Consider the following 17,094-nt stretch of genomic DNA (forward strand, 5'->3'; position numbering starts at 1 on the left):
AACCGAATAGACAACTCGCAATTGCCAGAGTAAAAAGGTGTTGCAGGGCACTCTTTTTTCTTGAGGAAACTAAAGACAAAGGTTGTGGACGGCGGTATAGTCCACATATACGTTACGTTGCCGCTCGGCATTGAGGGACAAGCCCTTATCGGAACACAAGCTGCACCCCAAGCAGCGTCCATGCACAGCGACACGACTTCCCGGCAGTGCCCTGTCAACCGCACGCCGGCATCCGAGGTCTGAGCTGAAGCGCCACGCCAACGCGCCCCGGCCCATCCTGTTGTACCGACATCCGATCTAATTGCTTGTCTATTGAGTCTGCCTAATGTTCAATCTCTATAAACTTCAGCTCGCTCTCAAGAACACCTGGGTGCGTATTGCCCTCGTGGTCCTGGCAGTCGCTGCCATTGCCTTTGCCATCCTCAGCAATGAGGCGGTCCAGGACAGCAGCCCTGTCGTGCGGTCGCAGAATATTTCCGAGATCACGGCCCTGGTGGGCCAGCGCGACAAACTCGACTATCTCCTGATTGCCCGTCCGCTGTCCGACGCGCCCCGCTACATCTACAAATACAAGGATTCCGCCCAGCTGCACGTGGTGAAAGTGCCGAGCACGTCCCACCTGTCGCTGGAACGCGAAGTGCTGCTGCGTAATGGCCTGCCCTACGCCATCGCCAAGGAAGACTATCTGGCCACGCACAAGGCGGTGCTGCAGGACGACGGCGGCACGATGGCAACGATGACGGCATTCGCCCGTCGCCACGCGTTCGACATCTTCCTCGTCACGCTGCTGCTGTTTGTCCTGAAATTCGGCATTCCCGGCATGGGCATGTCCGCCTCCGTCATCACGCCGGACAAGCTGAAGGGCTCGATGGACGACCTGATCGGCATGGAAGACATCAAGCAGGAAGTGCTGCACCTGGAAGACATGATCCGCAACCGCAGCGTGTACAAGCAGCACAATATCGACAAGCCCTTCAACGTCATGCTGACCGGTCCGGCCGGTACGGGCAAGACCAAGCTGGCCGGCTACCTGGCCAAGCGCCTGGGCTACCCGCTGATCTCCGCTTCGGGTTCCGCGCTGGAATCGGGCTACATCGGCGGCGGTTCGAAATCGCTGAACGCGCTGTACCGCAAGGCCTGCGCCCGCGGCAATTGCATCATCTTCCTGGACGAGGCGCAGGCGCTGTTCATGCCGCGCGGCCGCGGCGAGAAGAAATGGGAAGACGACACGGCCAACACGCTGCTGGGCCTGCTGGACGGCGTCAAGAGCGATGAGGGCAAAGGCGTCATCTGGGTGGTCGCGTCGAACTTCGACGACAACAACTCGTCGATGGACGAAGCCATGCTGCGCCGCTTCTCCGTCAAGATCAACTTCCGTCTGCCGAACAAGACGGAACGCCAGGAACTGCTGCGCTCGTTCCTGAGCCGCAAGGAAGAAGGTCTCGTCGACTGGAACGACATGGACCTGAACCAGGTTGCCGAGATCACCAACAACCTCAGCCCGGCGCTGCTGGAAACGGTGGTGGAACGCGCCTCGATGCTGTCGATTCAGGACAAGACCGTCATCAACACGGACCTGATGTTCCGCGCCTTCGAGCGCGCCACGATCGGCCTGACGGACCGCGCCACCACGGCCGAGAAGACCCGCCAGCGCGAACGCATCGCCCTGCACGAACTGGGCCACTTCTTCATGCAGATCGATCCGTACCTGCGCGCCGGCCTGTCGCTGAACGAAGTGAAGGAAAAATCGCATCTGCTCAAGATCAGCACGGAATCCGTGTCGAAGCTGAACGCCCTGGGCTATGTGCTGTCCGCCGGTGACGACATGTCGCTGCGCACGCTGGAAGAGATGGAACGCGACGTCATGCAGCTGTACGGCGGCGTGGCTGCGGAAGAGCTGTTCTACGGTGCCCGCGGCATTTCCGTCGGCAGCCAGAACGACATCCAGAAGGCCACGTCGATGCTGGACATGATGGTCAACCGCCTGTCGATGTACTCGCGCTCGAAGCTGGATTACAGCCAGTTCAAGAACGAAACGAGCGGCGAGCACACACTGGTGCAGGTGGAAGCCAAGGCCGACGAGCTCTACAGCGAGACCTTGAAGTCGATCGGCGACTACCGCGACGTGATGGAATCGCTCAAGGACGTGCTGATGGAACGCTACGTGCTGACCAAGGACGGCGTGTTCGAACTGCTGGAACAGCACCTGGATCCGGCTCCACTGCGCCTGGCGGCATAAGCCGTCCCGGCATCAATGACCAAGGCCCGCATCCGCGGGCCTTTTCTTTTGGCGACATTCAGCGCCATGCCAGCATCGGCTTGCCGACATCGGCCTTTGCCACCCTGGCGGCCGGCAGCCGTTCGAAGTTGCCGATCGTAACCATGTCGCCGTCATTGGCGAAGCTCAGTTCGACGCCGCTGCGCGTGACAAACTTGCCGGGCGCGACGGGCTCCAGCTGGACCGGCGTGCGACGCGTCGATTGCAGCGCCAGCGTGGTCTGTCCCGCACCGTGGTTGCGCACCACCACGTAATAGCGGTTGTTCTGTTCCGTGAACTCGGCCACCTGGCCGTTGCTGAGGCGATAGCTGGATGCATAATCGTTGAACTCGTTCGAACGCAGCTCGTACTTGCCGGCGGCATGGGCAGGTGCGGGCACGGGAATGGTCGGTTGGGTTTCCTGTGCGGCGGCGGGCACGAGGCCGGCAACGACAATGCAGAATACGGCGGCCACGCCGGTAAGCTTGTTGTTCATCATTTTCTCCGTAGGGGTTTGGCAGGGTCGTTGCGGCATCTGGATAATGTGCTGCAACGGTGGACAAGGTAACAAACGGATCGCGTGACGGGGAGCGGGAAGCGACGAAGCGCAGGATTTCGAGGACAGGATGCGGGCGTCCCCGCATGAACGGCATTATGGATGGGGTATGGGCCGCACACCGGCTGGGCTGACGTCCCGACCGCTGGTCAGGCAGGCGCGCGCCGCGTAAACGCCACTGCGCCGATGCTGTCCGCTTTGCACAGCCAGAGGAGAAACCCATGACAGACCGCTTCGACCGCAGCGACAACCAGCATCGTCCCCCGATGGGCCCGACAACGGCCGCGACCTCTCAACCGCTGATCGTGACGCCCACCTTTGTCAGCCGCGTGGACGACACGCCGCGCCGCGCGCGCCCGCAGGACCCGGGCGCGTCGAAAGACCGCGCCGGGCATACCGTGCGCAACCCCGACCTGCATCCGGCGGCGCTGGCCCTGGAAAGCGATCCGAACCTCGCGTTCGAGCACTGGGACGAATACTGGCGCAAGGTGCACGGCCCGAAATTCGCCTGGGATGAACCGGGCAGCTCGTCCGCGCTGGTGCTGCGCTATGACCAGGTGCACCGGCTCGCTTCCGGCCCGTCGTCGCTGTTTGCGCCGCCATATCGCGCCATGATCGACGGGCAGGGGCGGCTTCCTGCCGATCCGGCAGCGCGGGTGCCGCCGCTGCGCCGGCCGCGCTGGGATGGCTTCGCCTACATCGCCTACGCGCAGGAAACCGATATCGAGGCCACGCTGAAGCAGCAGAAGTTCGCCGAACGCATCGTCGCCGACGAGCAGGTGGCCTTTCGCATGGTGACGCGCGAGATCACGCGCGAGTACATCCTGATCCCCAGCGAACGGCATCGGGATCCGGTCAGCCTTGTCAGGATTCACGTGCGTGCGCCCGAATGGTCGCGCGAAGCGTTCCAGCACCGGCTGCTGCACGACCATGCGCAGCTGGTGCTGGCGCAGCCGGCAACGCGCGAACTGGTGCGCCGCTATGCGCAGCTGCACAATATCGGCTCGACGCAATACGATCCAGAAGGCGGCAAGATCGATGCCGTCTCGGTGCTGTCGTTCGCGTCGCTCAACGACGTCGAGGACTATCTTGTCAGCGACGACCATCGCCTGATCGAACAGTCCGAGAACGCGCTGGCCGGGCCGGGCTCCGAGTGGTGGACGGCGGTCAACTACAGCGTCATCAACCGGCTGATGCCGGAACGCGCCACGATCCTTCCCGCGTGCGACGATTGAGTTCAGGCCGTTTGATCCGCTGCGGCCCGGGCGCGCCGCAGCAGCGGTTCGGCAACCAGCACGCCCAGCGCGCTCCAGATCAGGCCGAAGCACAGCAGCGTATTGAGCGACACGGCCTGGCGGTAAAACACCAGCGCGACGAACAGCTGCGTGGTGGGCAGCACGAACTGGAAGAATCCCATCACCGATAGCTGCAGACGCGCCGCCGCCAGGGAAAACAGCCACAACGGCAAGACGGACACGACGCCGCACAGCGCCAGCGCGACGAGTACGCCGTCCGGCAGCGCCGGCGGCAGGTGCATGGACGTCGCCGATGTGGCCAGCGACAAACCCAGCAGCACGCTCAGCACCACCGTCTCGCACAGCAGGCCGCTGAACGCATCCAGCGTGGTGAGCTTCTTCAGGCAGGCATAAGCGCCCCACGTGGCGCCGATCACCAGGTAGACCCAATGGTTCAGCTCACCGCTGCGCTGGACCATGGCCAACACAGCCGCCACGATGACGGCCAATGCACTTTTACGCACCCAGCTCATCCGGTCACCAAGCGCCACCGCCCCCACCGCGATCGCCACGAATGGGGCAATCAGGTAGCCGAGGCCGCTCTCGACAACGTGGCCGTGGATGGACGCCCAGATAAATGTGCCCCAGTTGACGACGACGAGCAGCGCAGCGATGGCATGGATGACCAGGATGCGCACGCCCAGCCGCGTCCGCAATCCGCGAAAGCGCCCCAGCATCGCCATGACGACGGCCAGCGTGCCCAGCGACAGCAGGATCCGATAGCCCAGCAATGTGGTCGGCGCAATCGCTGCCAGCATCTTCCAGAAGAGGGAGGACAAGCCAAGGAACAGGTTGGCGGCAATGCCCGCGAGGATGGCCAGCAAGTGATCGGCACGCTTGGCAGACATCGTTGTCCCGACCCTTTCCGTTGCCACGTCGCCGCTTCGCCGCGCGTGAATGGTTCATCTGCACATGCCCACGATCATCGTAGCATCGTTGCGCCTGCCCAAAACTCACCAAAACTATCGATCCCACGGCGCTGGCACGCAGCGCCGTTTTTGAAAGACGTCCCCGCTGTCGAGCTCGGGGCGACGGCGCTGCGCGCCGCCATCGAGCGCGCCGGCGTCGGCCCCGACAAGATCGACGCAGTCCTGATGGGTAACGTGGTCCAGGCCGGCAACGGCATGAATCCGGCCCGGCAGGCGGCCATCCACGCCGGGCTGCCCGTCGAGGTACCGGCCATGACGCTGAACCGTGTGTGCGGCTCGGGCGCGCAGGCCGTCGCCTCGGCGGCATTTGAAATCCTGGCAGGCGAATCGCAGGTCGTGCTGGCCGGCGGCATGGAAAACATGGACCAGGCACCGTACCTGATACCGCAAGGCCGGCACGGCGTGCGAATGGGCGATGCGCAGATCCGCGACAGCCTGTTGCGCGACGGCCTTGTCGACGCATTCTCGTCGCAGCACTCGGGCTGGCATACGGAAGACCTGGCGACGGCGCTGGACATCAGTCGCCAGGCGCAGGACCGCTGGGCCGCCCGGTCGCAGCACCGCTTCACCGCGGCGCAGGCGGCCGGCGCGTTCCGCGAGGAGATCGTCAGCGTGGACATCCCGGGCAAGCACGGCACCCGTGCTTTCGATACCGACGAAGCGAACCGGCCCGACACGACACCGGACACGCTGGGCCGCCTGAAGCCGGCGTTCCGCCCCGACGGCACCATCACGGCCGGCAATGCGCCGGGCCTGAACAGCGGCGCGGCCGCGCTGATTGTCGCGGACCGCGCCGCCGCCGAGCGCCTTGGCCTGCAACCGCTCGCCCGGCTGGTCGCCTCCGGCGTGGCGGGCGTCGAACCGTGGCAGTTCGGATTGGGTCCGGTACCCGCCGTGCGCAAGGCACTCGAGCGCGCCGGCTGGAAACTGGCCGACGTCGACCGCTACGAAATCAACGAAGCCTTCGCGGCCGTGCCACTGGCGGTGGCGCGGCGGCTATCGCTGCCGGAAGACGTCATCAACATGGAAGGCGGCGCCGTCGCCCACGGCCACCCCATCGGCGCCACCGGCGCGATCCTGACCGTTCGGCTGCTGCACGCAATGCGCCGCGGCCTGGCGCGGCGCGGCGTGGTGACGCTGTGCATCGGCGGGGGCCAGGGGATTGCGCTGGCGATCGAGAAGATCTGACGAAGCCGGCGTGTGCGATACGCGCTTCTTACACCTTCATCGGCAGAATCACCATCTGCAAGCCCTCCAGATGCAGCCGCCGCTGCACGGCCAGCGAAGCCTGGTTGTGCAGCATGCGCACGAGCCAGTTGTCGCTGGAGAAAATCAGCTTGCTGGTGAAGTAGATCGCGTGCGGGAACTCGCGGCTGATTTCCTCGCACAGGCGCGTCACTTCCTCGACGGCATCCGTGCCGAAGCCCAGATATGACGACGCGGCCATGCCGTGGCTGTGGCAGAAGTCGACGAAGTATTCCAGCGTTTCGGACGCTTCCTCGCGCATCTTGTCCATCGCGCCTTCGCCGCCGTAGGCGTGCGAGTCAACGGTGCGCGCGTTCACGAACAGGAAGTTCTTGAAATGGCCCGGAAACATGCGCTGCACCCACAAGAGCGCATGCAGGCCGCCGCCGCGGGACGTACCGACGATGAAGACGGCCGTCTGGTCGTCCGGATTCGGCTCGACGGGCTCGCGGTTCGGGCCGAAGGGCTGCGTGGCAAACACCTCGTCGACGGAGTGAATCGCCTGCTTCGTCTCGCGGTAGTGCTTGCGGATGAAGATGCACAGCGTGGCGATGGCGCCGATGATCAGCGCCGTGGCCCAGCCGCCCTGCGCGAAGCGCTCGACCAGCAGGATGACGAGAATGCCGGCGCAGATGACGAAGCCCAGCGCCGACAGCAGCAGCCGGCGCAGCCAGTGCGTGCCCTTCCTGCGGTTGCGCGCCCAATACAGGCACAGGCCGAACAGCGAAATGGCGAAGGTCAGGAACACCGAAATCGAGTACAGCACGACCAGCAACGTCACGCTGCCGCCCGTCCAGAACAGGATCGCCAGCGCGGCGATGCCCATCACGAGAATGCCGTTCTGCGTGACGAGCCGCGTGGAGAGGTAGCGGAATTTGTGCGGCACCCACGAATCGGCCGCCATGTTCGACAGCACGGACGGCCCGCCCAGGAAGCCCGTGTTGGCCGCGACGAACAGCAGTCCCGCCTCGAACGCCAGCACCACGGCCAGCATGATCTGGTTGGCGACCTCGCCGCCCGGATTGGCGTTCTCGATGATGCTGCGGAACGTGGTCGCATTCAGCGTCTCGCCGTGAATGGGCGACGCATCCCACAGCAGGTACAGAAGAATGATGCCGCCGGCGGTGACGGCCAGCGACAGCGCCATGTACAGCATCGTGATCTTACCGGTGCGCACGCGCGGCTCGGCCAGCAGGTTGACGTTGTTCGACACGGCCTCCAGCCCGGTGTATGTACCGCCGCCCTGCGAATACGCCAGCAGCAGCATCGCTGCCACGCCGCTCCAGCCGATGGAGCCGGCCAGCGTGTGCGTTTCTTCCAGCGTGCCGGGCACGAGATCGGGCAGGTAGGACGCATGCGCGGCGATGCCGTAGACGATCAGCACGAGGTGCGTCAGCACGAAGCCGACAAAGATCGGCAGCAGGATCTGGATCGCCTCCTTCAGGCCGCGCAGGTTCATGACGATCAGCATGGCGATGAAGAACGCCTCCGCCCATAATTTATAAGGCTGGAAGCCGATAGGCAGGAACGACGCCAGCGCATCGACGCCGGACGCAATGGAGATGGCAATCGTCAGCACATAATCGAGGATCAGCGCACAGCCGGAGATGAGCCCGAGGTACGGACCCACCAGCTTCGTCGCGACGCGATAGCCGCCACCGCCGGTGGGGAACAGCTCGATGACCTGGTTGTACGCGAGGGCGATGATGAAGACGGTGATCGCCGTCGCAATGGCCATGTACAGGCCCAGATGGGTATGTCCACCCAGCGCCTTGAAGGTTTCCTCCGGACCGTAAGCGGACGACGACAAGCCGTCCGCCCCCAACCCCACCCACGCCAGGAAGGCCACGAGCGCCATCGAATGGCGCGTCTCGCTGGCCATCGGATCGAGCGCCTTGCCCAGGATGATTTCGCGGATTTTCTTGTTTTTCATGCGTGCTGGCCGCTGCCGGCCCGTTACGTGCCAGCCGAGATGATACGCGATCTGCCAATCGGCTCCGTTGCCAGGCCGATAACGACCGGTGCAGGGTTGCCCCAGCTGATCAAATCAGTGATAATGCACGGCGCGTCGCCGGGATGGCGGAATAGGTAGACGCACGGGACTCAAAATCCCGCGCCGCAAGGCGTACCGGTTCGATTCCGGTTCCCGGCACCACGCACCCTGCATCACCAAAGCTCAAAACCCGCATGTTCTCAAGACATGGCGGGTTTTTTGTTGCTTCGGCCGTGCCGAAGCAAGTTGCTGAAAGCATCGCGGATGCCCTTCGGACCTATTCGGCGATGCGTCGAGTTTGCACCCGTTATGACAACCGATTCCGGTGGGGAGATAGGATGGCCGAACAGTGGCGGCGGCAATGATGTCGGCGAGCAGCTGGATCGGCACATCCCGAGCGCATCGTTAAACCCAAGCTTCAGCCGCCCCCTTTGTGTTCAGATACGACCTCAGGATGATTCGAATCCCGCTCGAGCTGTGGCAAGACGCGGCTGCCTACTTCCCCGTACGTCGACGTGGGCGGTGCCATCCAGGCGTACCATAACGCGGCATCGTAAGCGAAGCGAGTTCGCACACCGTTACCCGGCGGGGGGCAAACCCCGGGAGCCGGTGACCCCAGCTTTCCCGAGGGCTTTACAGGCCAATATCGACAACGCAGCCTGAAAACATAGGCGACGTCCGCGCTAGTCGGTCAACAGGGCCAGTAGCAAAGGAGCTAAGCCAGCTCTCAGCGCGCTGGAGTCGGATGTGTTCTGCTCGGTCCGGCCGGGAACAGCATCGCAATCAAGTAGTCAAGCTATTCCGGCGTGAGTGCATGACTCGGCCTCCACCAAAGTCGATGCGATCGATTCAATCGGCGATGGTGGCTAACCAGGTATTACGGCAGTGTGGAAGCAGTGATCAGACCTTTGCTTCCAGGCCCGGCGTTGCGGAACGCACGAGGAAAGCCTGCGTCAGTTGCGGCAGGTGGTCCAGCAGCCAGGCGGCCATCGCCTTTTCCTGCACGATGATCTGCTCGCAGGCCGCCTTCGTGGTGGCGTCGCCGGCCTGCTCTGCCGCGGCGATCAGCGCCGTGTAGCTGGCGATTTCCAGGTTCTCGAACACATAGCCGGCCATCGCGCCCTTGACCACTTCATCGCTCACCGTCATGCCGCCAACGGCCTGGCCGAATGCCATCAGCTTGCCGCCCAGGTCCTTGATAATCGAGTTGCTGACGCCCCGGCGCGCCATGGCCTCGTCGAGCAGGCCTTGCTGGCCGCGGGTTTCCTCGATGTGCTGGATGATACGGGCCTTCAGTTCGGGATAGTGCTCCAGGCGTTCGGCCTGCGCCGTCAGCATTTTTTCCGCCTGCTGTTCCATCGCGTGCGCATCACGCAGCCAGTCGTTAAGGTTTTCGTTCACATCTGTACTCATGGTTTCCTCCATTGGTGGTTGGTCGGGGGGAAACCGCATGGTAGCCGTACCCGTTTGGCTGATCTGTAAGGGCATGGCGCCGGGCCATGTAGGACCATGGCGCATCGAGTGTCCAGGGCGAACAAGGCTGGTTGAGCCCAACCTGAAGTTGGTCGGAAGTCGGGTAGCGTCAGAATTTGTTGGTAGATTTGTTGGTAGTTTTCGAAGTGATCCGAGACCCCTGCAAGAATGCGGCGCTCAACGCAAAAGATGATTCCGGTTCCCGGCACCTCGTTTGCCAGCGTCACACTGACCAACGTGCGATTTGCAAGTTGTCGTGCCACGGATACAGATGCTGTGCCATATTAGCCTGTTATCGATTTAATACCGAATCATGCTAAACTATATTTCCTTATTTACAACAAAGAATCGGCATGAAACTTTTTGCAATGACTGGGTTGGCGTTGGCTATTTTTTCCGGAACCGCATTTGCCGCAGGCGGGACTGCACAGGCCGCATTAACTGTTTATCGCTACGAACTGATCGACCTCGATCCGAACGACAATATCACGCCATCTGTAAAATTTGAATATTCCGATATATGGGCAGAGGCCACCATATCGGGGCAGAGTGATATTGAATACATAGGCGAGGGGGTCGCATCCGCGTCATTGAGCGTGGCCGATGGGAGCGGCGCGGCCACCTCCTCTGACGATACGCATAGCGCCAGCATGCGTCTCGGCAGCGAGGGGGAGATTCGTGCAATCGGCAAGAGGGATAGCGAGTTCTATCTTAGCGCTAAAACCAGGATGGTCATTTGGGGCCGGGCTACCGTCGAGCTCGATGTAGGCACCCTTGCGCCTGACCAGTACGCCAGAGCGGTTGCGTACGCCCATGTCCATTCATTTGGTTCCAATGCGACCGACGACTATGGCCTCTCCCTTTTCAGCCCTACGGATGGTGGCACTGCAAGCCTGGATCAGACATTCGCCTTGGAGATGGTCAACGAGGGCGACTACGACATGTACGCCTACCTGGAACACGGAGCCTACACTGAAGGCCATATCACCTCTCCGGTTCCCGAGCCCTCCACCTGGCTAATGCTGGGCGCTGGCCTCGCATTGACGGGCGCGATCGCTCGGCGCCGCCGCACCGCTGTAGAAAGCTGAGCAGCTCGCAATGGTCATTGTGCGTGCGCATGGTGTGACGGACAGAACGTCCAGTTACACCAACGTCCCTGACGCTCGCTGGCAGTGCTTGGCGCATGGCCTGCCTTTAACTCGTCCGCAGACAGACGGCTTCCTTGACGAGCCCACCAGCTAGAACACGCCATCCCTGGTGCCGCTTTGCGATAACGCGGCACTTCATCGGCAGCTCTCCCATCTCCGCTATGCGCAGTGTTTCGTCATATCGACGCAGTCTCATGCACAACCTGCGATCCTACGACTCCGCACTGTTAAAGCGTGCCGCATAGTCGCTCCGCCTCCCCCGACGTCGACAAGAAAAAAGCCGCAGGAACGCGGCTTTTACTTTTGAGAGCGCTGCCTCGGCCTATCAGACTGCCGCCTTACGCCGGCGTGCCACGGCCCCTGCCACCGCGAGACCGCCCAGGAGCATCGTCCAAGTCTGCGGTTCGGGCACTACTGCAACGGAAACATGGACCCAAGCGGGGGTGAAGTCGAAAAAATTACCATCTCCCGAGTAGCGTTTGCCATAGGAGCTGATGGCGTACACAGGTGATGCGATTACAAGGTCGAGAGGCTCTGCCCACAACACGTACGGTACATCGCCCGTCGGTTGCCATTCTGCATAAAGGCTGAATTCAGTCTGCATACCGACTTCCCTCAGGGTCATGCCTAACGACAACTCTCTGTTTCCGCCGTCTGCAAACCGTGCTATAGCGTATGCGTCGCCGACTCCGACAGCAGAATCCCGGTAGGTGCCCACGCTGATGTCGAAGTTATAATTGCTTTCGGTGATAAAGTCCAGGCCGGTTTCCGTATCGTAGTGGGTCACCCAGTTCAGTTTTACCGGCGCGCCTGCTGCCTGGCTGCCCCAGGCGTCCGTCAGTACCCCTTCTGACTGGATCGTCAGCGTAGCAGGGGCCGCCAGCGCGGCTGTAGAGGATAAGGCGAGTGCAAAGGCCAATGGCAAGCATTTTATGCGCATCATAATCCCTTCATAAGTTTTGGTTGTTAGTGATTGAGCGGACTATAGCGCATAGATAATAAAAATTCTTCAATTTAATGCAACTTATGCATAACGATGCTCGAGCTGACTTGCCAATGACCGACCTGTTCCCCCGCTTCGCCACCGCTATCCGCACGGCCGACCTCGCCGCCATCGACCGCCACACGCTGATACCCGCCGCGTTCCTGCTCGAGCAGGACGGACCCTATGCCGTCAACTACATCCCGTTCGAAGCCGTGAATCGCACTGCGCGGGTCGTCGTGGTCGGATTGACGCCGGGATTCATCCAATGGCGCAACGGTGTTGCGGAGGCGCAGCGCCAGTTGCTGGCCGGTGCCACGCAGGAGGACGCGCTGCTGGCAGCCAAGCGTTTTGGTGCGTTCAGCGGTCCGCTGCGTCCTAACCTGGTCGCGCTGCTCGATGCCATTGGCCTGCAAGAGTGGCTGGACGTGCCCAGCTGCGCCGTCCTGTTCGATACGCGGCCGGATCTATTGCACAGCACTTCGCTGTTGCGCCATCCCGTCAGCCGGCATGGCGTCAACTACAGCGGCACGCCGGCGCCGGTCTCCCAGCCGTTCCTGCGCCGGCAGATCGGGCAGTACTTCGCGCACGAGGCGGCGGCGCTTGGCCATGCCATCTTCGTTCCCCTCGGGCCGGCGGTGGCCGAGGGACTGCGCTGGCTCGCCGATCAGGGCGCGCTGTCGCAGGAGCAGATTTTTGACGGCTTGCCGCATCCTTCCGGTGCCAATGCCGAACGGATCGCCTATTTCCTGGGCCGCAAGGAGCGCGGGACACTGTCCTCGCGAACCGATCCCGTGCGCCTCGACCTTGCCCGCGAAGAGCTGATCCGCAAGGTCGAACTGCTGCGTAGTCAAGGCTGATGAACACTTTTCTGTATGCTGCTCTCGGATTTACCCTCGCCACCGTGGTTGCATGGGGTGGGTTGCTCGTGTGGGCATTTATATTCCTGGACCGTCACGACAGCTATTGGGATCATGCGCCCGGCGCGGCCGAGACCTTCTTTGTTTGCTGGCTGCTGTCCGGGATCGTCGCTGCGTTCATCGCGGCCTGGATGAGCCGGACCAGGCGCTCGTCTTGACCACGCGGCGCTGCCACAGCTGGTCTTCAGGTCGCTGAACAGCCCAGCCGCTTCAATCAACCGCATCCGCCTCGGGCGGGTAGCCGATACGCAAACCCTCCACATGCGCAAACGACGTCAGCACGTGCGGCCGCGTGTTGCCCCGGTTGATGATGTGTTCCACGGGGATGCCACGCACGGTCAGCGCATCCGCCACCATCGAGCGGTGGCAGCGCCACGGCACGGCTTCCGCACACATCAATGCGCAGCGGCGATCAGTGGCCCGGACGATGACTTCGTCGACGCCGGCAAGGAACTCATCGGACTGCATGTGGTCGGCATACCCCCGAAACGACTTGTTGCGCCAGCCGCTGTTGGGCGAATCCTTGCGCGCGTGGCGCAGGCCGCCCAGGGCACCGATGTATTCGTAACCGATGCCCGCATCGGCCAGCGCAGGCGGCAGCAGGTCCTGCCCGAACTGGGGATTGTGGCGCGACTTCGGTACGGTGCGGATGTCGATCAGCAGCTCGATGCGGTGCTCCGATAACAGACTGAGGAACTCCTCGATCGGCCGGTTCGAGTGGCCAATGGTGAATACGGTGGACATGACGCGTGGACGTGGTTGTCGGTGGCATTTATTCTCGCCTGGCTGTGGAAACGGTGGCGCCGCCTACTACGGTGAGAATGTACGCATTTTCGGACAAGATTTTCTGATAGCGTCTTCATTTCCATCTGGAGGACCTGTGGCCATGATCCCATGTGTGTTCCGTTACGCCCCCATCATCGCACTCGCGTGCGTCCATCCGATCGCTTCGTGTGCGACGAACGCGCCCGTGACCACCGTGACGCGGCTTGGCACGTCCATCATGGACGTCAGCTGCACGGTCGCTGCAGGTGGCAGATGTCACTATCTTTTCGTGACGTCGCTCTGCCAGGAAAAACTACTGCGCGACGGCACCAAGGAGCGGACGTGCCGCTATGACCAGGCGGTACCGCCGTTTCAGCTTCGTTCAGGCGAAAGGAAAACCGTAGGCGGTCTTCCCGCCGATTTCCTCTACACGATGAAGTTCGGTGCCGCGCCCACCATGGACGAGTGCATCCGCGCGCCGATCCCACACTAGTCGGGCGGCGGTGGGTGTTCGCCGCCCCCCTCCTCCCGATGCGCCTTCAGCAGCGTATAGCCCGTCTCCCGATCCGGCAGCACACCCGCATGCACCAGCCGCGCGACAATGCTGCCGTCCGTCCTTCCCAGCTGCACGGCGATCTGGCCGAGTGGCGTGCCCGCTTCGAACTGCCGCAGCAGCGTATCGACGTCGTCGCCCGACCACTTCTTGCCGACATTGGGCAACTCGACGCCGTTGCGCACGAACGGCGTCTTGCGTGGCCTCGCGGCGGACACCGCGGGTGGCGGCAACAAGGCATTGCGGGCGAGGAACAGCGCGCGGATGATTTCCGGTGCCGTGCAGATGTCCCCTTCGCCCAGCACTTCGCCGGTGCGCGGATCGACGCCAAGCGCCAGGTGTTCGATGATCTGCGCGGCCTGCTGTGGTGTCATGGGATCCTCCATCTTGAAACGGTCTGCCGTCCAACATAGCAGCGACTCATGCGCCTGCGACAGCAATCTGCGCAGGCGATGGTCCGGCTCAAGGCCTGTGGAAATCGGTTGAACCATTTCCTGCGGCTGCGAGAGCACGGGCTGGCAACTGCCCGACTTGTACGGGTAAAATGCCGCCACTACGTGAATGGTGCCCTTCCGCCTGTCGGCGGCGGGGTGAAACGGGAAGCCGGTGACGCGGGGGATTGCATCTCCCGCCAGTCCGGCGCAGCCCCCGCTGCTGTAGGCCTGACGACGTTGACCGAACGCCACTGTGCATTGCATGGGAAGGCAGGGTCAGGGAAGGATGACGGCAAGCCAGAAGACCGGCCAGTCACGATTGCCTGTGCAGGACCCGGGGTGCGGTCTTGTCTGTTGGCTGCCGATTTTCTTCCTTTGCCGATAGCGCATTGCGTGACCACGCGCGCCGGAGGAACACGGCCGCCTGTGCCCACATGCTCTTAACGGTTGACTCAATTGCGTACCTACCCGAACCACCTTCGCGGCACCGCCGCCATTGCACTCCTGTGCGCCTCCCATGCCTCGGCCCAGCAGGCCGAGTTTCTTCCCACCGTCACCATCCAGGGCGCTGTCACGCAGGACGGCCTGGGCCTGGCGCGCCAGACCGGCACCGCCAGCCGCCTGAACCTGGGCGCGCAGGACGTTCCCGCCAGCGTGGAGTCGCTCAGCGCCGCCACGATGCAGGCGCGCGGCGACCTGCAGGTCAAGGATGCCATCACCCGCGGCACGGGCCTGACCGATACGAGTTCGCCGGGCAACGGCATCGCCTACTCGGCGCGCGGCTTTGCCGGCAACGACGCCATCGCCATGCTGGAAAACGGCCAGCGGCTGCTGGTGGCTTCCGGCACCGCCACGTATCCGTCCGACCCGTGGGGCTATGACTATATTGAGGTGCTGCGCGGGCCCGGCTCGGTGGTGTACGGCAGCGGCAGCACGGGCGCGGCCATCAACGCGGTGCGCAAGGCGCCGCGGCCCGTCGCGTCGTTCGAGGCCATGGCCGGTATCGGCGGTGGCCGGTCAGTGCGAGCCGGTGTCGGCGGCACTGGCGCCATCGGCGACAAGGGCGCTTTCCGCATCGACGCCTATGCCGACCGGAGCGACGGCTTTGTCGATCGCGGCGAATCCCGTCACGGCAAACTGCTCACCAGCATGACGTATGCGCTGACGTCCGACATCGACCTGGACCTGCAGCTCGATCACGCCGAACAGAAGCCGCGCCGTTACTTCGGCACGCCGCTGGTGAACGGCAGGCTGGCCGGGCACCTGCGCGACGAAAACTACAACGTGGCCGATGCCGACATCGAACTCGTCGACGACAAGGCGGTCGCGCGGCTGTCCTGGCGCCTGTCTCCCGCGCTGACCGTCGGCAACGAACTCGCTTACATGAAGGCGCGCCGCCATTGGCGCGACGTGGAAACCTATGCCTACGATGCGGATGCGGACGTGGTACGGCGCAGCGACTACATCGCCATCGGCCACCGCCAGGAGCAGACCGCCAATCGCCTCGAAGTGCGCTGGAACGCCGGCGGCAACCGGCTGGTGGCCGGCTGGGAGGCGGCCACGGTCAACTTTGAACACAGCAATAATTCGCCGTACGGCGGCAGTTCCACCGTCACGCCGACCGATGTCGATCCCGGCAGGTTCGACAGCCCGGACCCGCTGCGGCCGAACTTCGCCACCGACACGACCACGCACGCGTTCTATATCGAGGATGCATACGATCTGAGCGAACGGCTGCTGCTGTTGGTAGGCGCGCGCCATGACCGCTACAAGGTCGATCGGGTCAGCCTGCAGGGTGCGCCCGGCTTTGCGGCCACGCTGCGATCGAATGCCGTGCGCATCGGCCTGACGTGGAAACTGGCGCCGCAGGCGTCGCTGTACGGGCAAGTCAGCTCGGGCAGCGATCCGCTGACGAGCCTGTTGTCGCTGAACCTGGCCAATGCCCGCTACAAGCTGACGCGGTCGCGCCAGATCGAGGGCGGCTTCAAACAATCGCTGAACAATGGCAAGGCCGAATGGACGGCGGCGCTGTACCGGATCCGCAAGGACGACATCGTCACCCGCGATCCGTCCAACCCGGCGCTGTCGATCCAGGGTGGATCGCAGTCGTCGCGCGGTGCCGAGATCAGCGCCAGCACTGCCCTGGCGCGGGCCTGGCGCCTCGATGCCAATGCGGCCTGGACCGATGCGCAATTCGATACGCTGCTCGAAAGCGGCAACGTGTCGCGCGCCGGCAACCGGCCGGCTGACGTGCCGCGTCTCTCGGCCAACCTCTGGCTCAGCTACAGGAGCGCCGACTGGCGCGCGGGGGTGGGCGCACGCCATGTGGGCGAGCGGTTTATCGACAACGGCAACACGCAGGCGCTGCCAGCCTACACGGTGTTCGACGCCACGCTGGGCTGGCAGGTCAACCGCAACACGCTCTTGCAGCTGAATCTGCGCAACCTCACTGACAAGCTGTACGCCAGCACGTCCTATGGCAGCACGCAGTACCTGCTGGGGGACCGGCGACATGCCGAACTGACCGTGCAGTGGCGTTACTAG

The 17,094-nt window shown here is 63.2% G+C and carries 15 protein-coding genes, 1 tRNA gene and 1 riboswitch; of the genes, 9 read left to right on the forward strand and 7 right to left on the reverse strand.

What is annotated here, in order from left to right; all coding sequences use genetic code 11:
- Positions 1-325: 325 nt before the first annotated feature.
- A complete protein-coding gene (locus E1742_RS13015; protein ID WP_134385356.1) occupies positions 326-2,239 on the forward strand; it encodes an AAA family ATPase in 1,914 nt (637 codons plus the stop codon).
- 58 nt (positions 2,240-2,297) lie between these two features.
- Here E1742_RS13015 and E1742_RS13020 read toward each other — a convergent pair whose 3' ends face one another.
- The gene (locus E1742_RS13020; RefSeq protein ID WP_206076678.1) at positions 2,298-2,756 is read right to left on the reverse strand and encodes a hypothetical protein; all 459 of its coding nucleotides are present in this window, start codon (positions 2,754-2,756) and stop codon (positions 2,298-2,300) included.
- Between the two features lie 278 nt (positions 2,757-3,034).
- Between E1742_RS13020 and E1742_RS13025 the strand changes: the two genes are divergently transcribed.
- The gene (locus E1742_RS13025) at positions 3,035-4,048 is read left to right on the forward strand and encodes an EthD domain-containing protein (protein WP_134385358.1); all 1,014 of its coding nucleotides are present in this window, start codon (positions 3,035-3,037) and stop codon (positions 4,046-4,048) included.
- Between the two features lie 2 nt (positions 4,049-4,050).
- Here the strand turns inward: E1742_RS13025 and E1742_RS13030 are convergent, their stop codons facing one another.
- Positions 4,051-4,956 (reverse strand): EamA family transporter, encoded by a 906-nt coding sequence (locus tag E1742_RS13030; protein WP_134385359.1) that lies wholly within the window; start codon positions 4,954-4,956, stop codon positions 4,051-4,053.
- A gap of 150 nt (positions 4,957-5,106) precedes the next feature.
- Between E1742_RS13030 and E1742_RS13035 the strand changes: the two genes are divergently transcribed.
- The gene (locus tag E1742_RS13035) at positions 5,107-6,225 is read left to right on the forward strand and encodes a thiolase family protein (protein WP_229465924.1); all 1,119 of its coding nucleotides are present in this window, start codon (positions 5,107-5,109) and stop codon (positions 6,223-6,225) included.
- Positions 6,226-6,253: 28 nt separating this feature from the next.
- On the opposite strand, the gene E1742_RS13040 is transcribed toward E1742_RS13035, so the two are convergent.
- Entirely contained in the window at positions 6,254-8,215 is a 1,962-nt protein-coding gene (locus E1742_RS13040; protein ID WP_134385360.1) for an APC family permease, read from the reverse strand.
- A 137-nt stretch (positions 8,216-8,352) separates the two neighbouring features.
- Here E1742_RS13040 and E1742_RS13045 point away from each other — a divergent pair.
- Positions 8,353-8,437: transfer RNA gene (locus tag E1742_RS13045), tRNA-Leu, on the forward strand.
- Between the two features lie 738 nt (positions 8,438-9,175).
- Here the strand turns inward: E1742_RS13045 and E1742_RS13050 are convergent.
- Positions 9,176-9,688, reverse strand: a complete 513-nt coding sequence (locus E1742_RS13050; protein WP_134385361.1) for a ferritin-like domain-containing protein — start codon at positions 9,686-9,688, stop codon at positions 9,176-9,178.
- 413 nt (positions 9,689-10,101) lie between these two features.
- On the opposite strand from E1742_RS13050, the gene E1742_RS26775 reads away from it, so the two are divergent.
- Positions 10,102-10,836: a PEP-CTERM sorting domain-containing protein gene (locus E1742_RS26775; protein ID WP_189569315.1), complete on the forward strand. Its 735-nt coding sequence runs from the start codon at positions 10,102-10,104 to the stop codon at positions 10,834-10,836.
- A 385-nt stretch (positions 10,837-11,221) separates the two neighbouring features.
- Here E1742_RS26775 and E1742_RS26410 read toward each other — a convergent pair whose 3' ends face one another.
- Entirely contained in the window at positions 11,222-11,839 is a 618-nt protein-coding gene (locus tag E1742_RS26410) for a PEPxxWA-CTERM sorting domain-containing protein (RefSeq protein WP_206076679.1), read from the reverse strand.
- Positions 11,840-11,952: 113 nt separating this feature from the next.
- Here E1742_RS26410 and E1742_RS13065 point away from each other — a divergent pair, with 113 nt between their 5' ends.
- Complete coding sequence (locus tag E1742_RS13065) at positions 11,953-12,738, forward strand: hypothetical protein (RefSeq protein ID WP_134385362.1); 786 nt, start codon at positions 11,953-11,955, stop codon at positions 12,736-12,738.
- The gene (locus E1742_RS13070; RefSeq protein WP_134385363.1) at positions 12,738-12,956 is read left to right on the forward strand and encodes a hypothetical protein; all 219 of its coding nucleotides are present in this window, start codon (positions 12,738-12,740) and stop codon (positions 12,954-12,956) included. Before E1742_RS13065 ends, E1742_RS13070 begins: the two co-directional genes overlap by 1 nt.
- Before the next feature lie 52 nt (positions 12,957-13,008).
- Here the strand turns inward: E1742_RS13070 and E1742_RS13075 are convergent, their stop codons facing one another.
- Positions 13,009-13,542, reverse strand: coding sequence for a DUF488 domain-containing protein (locus E1742_RS13075; RefSeq protein ID WP_134385364.1), 534 nt, complete (start codon positions 13,540-13,542; stop codon positions 13,009-13,011).
- Between the two features lie 226 nt (positions 13,543-13,768).
- Here E1742_RS13075 and E1742_RS13080 point away from each other — a divergent pair, with 226 nt between their 5' ends.
- Positions 13,769-14,056 (forward strand): hypothetical protein, encoded by a 288-nt coding sequence (locus tag E1742_RS13080; RefSeq protein WP_134385365.1) that lies wholly within the window; start codon positions 13,769-13,771, stop codon positions 14,054-14,056.
- Here the strand turns inward: E1742_RS13080 and E1742_RS13085 are convergent.
- Entirely contained in the window at positions 14,053-14,490 is a 438-nt protein-coding gene (locus tag E1742_RS13085) for a hypothetical protein (protein ID WP_134385366.1), read from the reverse strand. The genes E1742_RS13080 and E1742_RS13085 overlap by 4 nt on opposite strands.
- A gap of 171 nt (positions 14,491-14,661) precedes the next feature.
- Positions 14,662-14,878, forward strand: a riboswitch (cobalamin riboswitch).
- Between the two features lie 128 nt (positions 14,879-15,006).
- Between E1742_RS13085 and E1742_RS13090 the strand changes: the two genes are divergently transcribed.
- The gene (locus E1742_RS13090) at positions 15,007-17,094 is read left to right on the forward strand and encodes a TonB-dependent receptor (RefSeq protein WP_134385367.1); all 2,088 of its coding nucleotides are present in this window, start codon (positions 15,007-15,009) and stop codon (positions 17,092-17,094) included.

Origin of the sequence: Pseudoduganella plicata (assembly GCF_004421005.1) — a bacterium.
Taxonomy (GTDB): domain Bacteria; phylum Pseudomonadota; class Gammaproteobacteria; order Burkholderiales; family Burkholderiaceae_D; genus Rugamonas; species Rugamonas plicata.

Bases quoted from the DNA above. Each gene is read 5' to 3' on its own strand.
- E1742_RS13015 (WP_134385356.1), top strand. From the start codon at position 326: ATGTTCAATCTCTATAAACTTCAGCTCGCTCTCAAGAACACCTGGGTG.
- E1742_RS13020 (WP_206076678.1), bottom strand. From the start codon at position 2,756: ATGATGAACAACAAGCTTACCGGCGTGGCCGCCGTATTCTGCATTGTC.
- E1742_RS13025 (WP_134385358.1), top strand. From the start codon at position 3,035: ATGACAGACCGCTTCGACCGCAGCGACAACCAGCATCGTCCCCCGATG.
- E1742_RS13030 (WP_134385359.1), bottom strand. From the start codon at position 4,956: ATGTCTGCCAAGCGTGCCGATCACTTGCTGGCCATCCTCGCGGGCATT.
- E1742_RS13040 (WP_134385360.1), bottom strand. From the start codon at position 8,215: ATGAAAAACAAGAAAATCCGCGAAATCATCCTGGGCAAGGCGCTCGAT.
- E1742_RS13050 (WP_134385361.1), bottom strand. From the start codon at position 9,688: ATGAGTACAGATGTGAACGAAAACCTTAACGACTGGCTGCGTGATGCG.
- E1742_RS26775 (WP_189569315.1), top strand. From the start codon at position 10,102: ATGAAACTTTTTGCAATGACTGGGTTGGCGTTGGCTATTTTTTCCGGA.
- E1742_RS26410 (WP_206076679.1), bottom strand. From the start codon at position 11,839: ATGATGCGCATAAAATGCTTGCCATTGGCCTTTGCACTCGCCTTATCC.
- E1742_RS13065 (WP_134385362.1), top strand. From the start codon at position 11,953: ATGACCGACCTGTTCCCCCGCTTCGCCACCGCTATCCGCACGGCCGAC.
- E1742_RS13070 (WP_134385363.1), top strand. From the start codon at position 12,738: ATGAACACTTTTCTGTATGCTGCTCTCGGATTTACCCTCGCCACCGTG.
- E1742_RS13075 (WP_134385364.1), bottom strand. From the start codon at position 13,542: ATGTCCACCGTATTCACCATTGGCCACTCGAACCGGCCGATCGAGGAG.
- E1742_RS13085 (WP_134385366.1), bottom strand. From the start codon at position 14,490: ATGACACCACAGCAGGCCGCGCAGATCATCGAACACCTGGCGCTTGGC.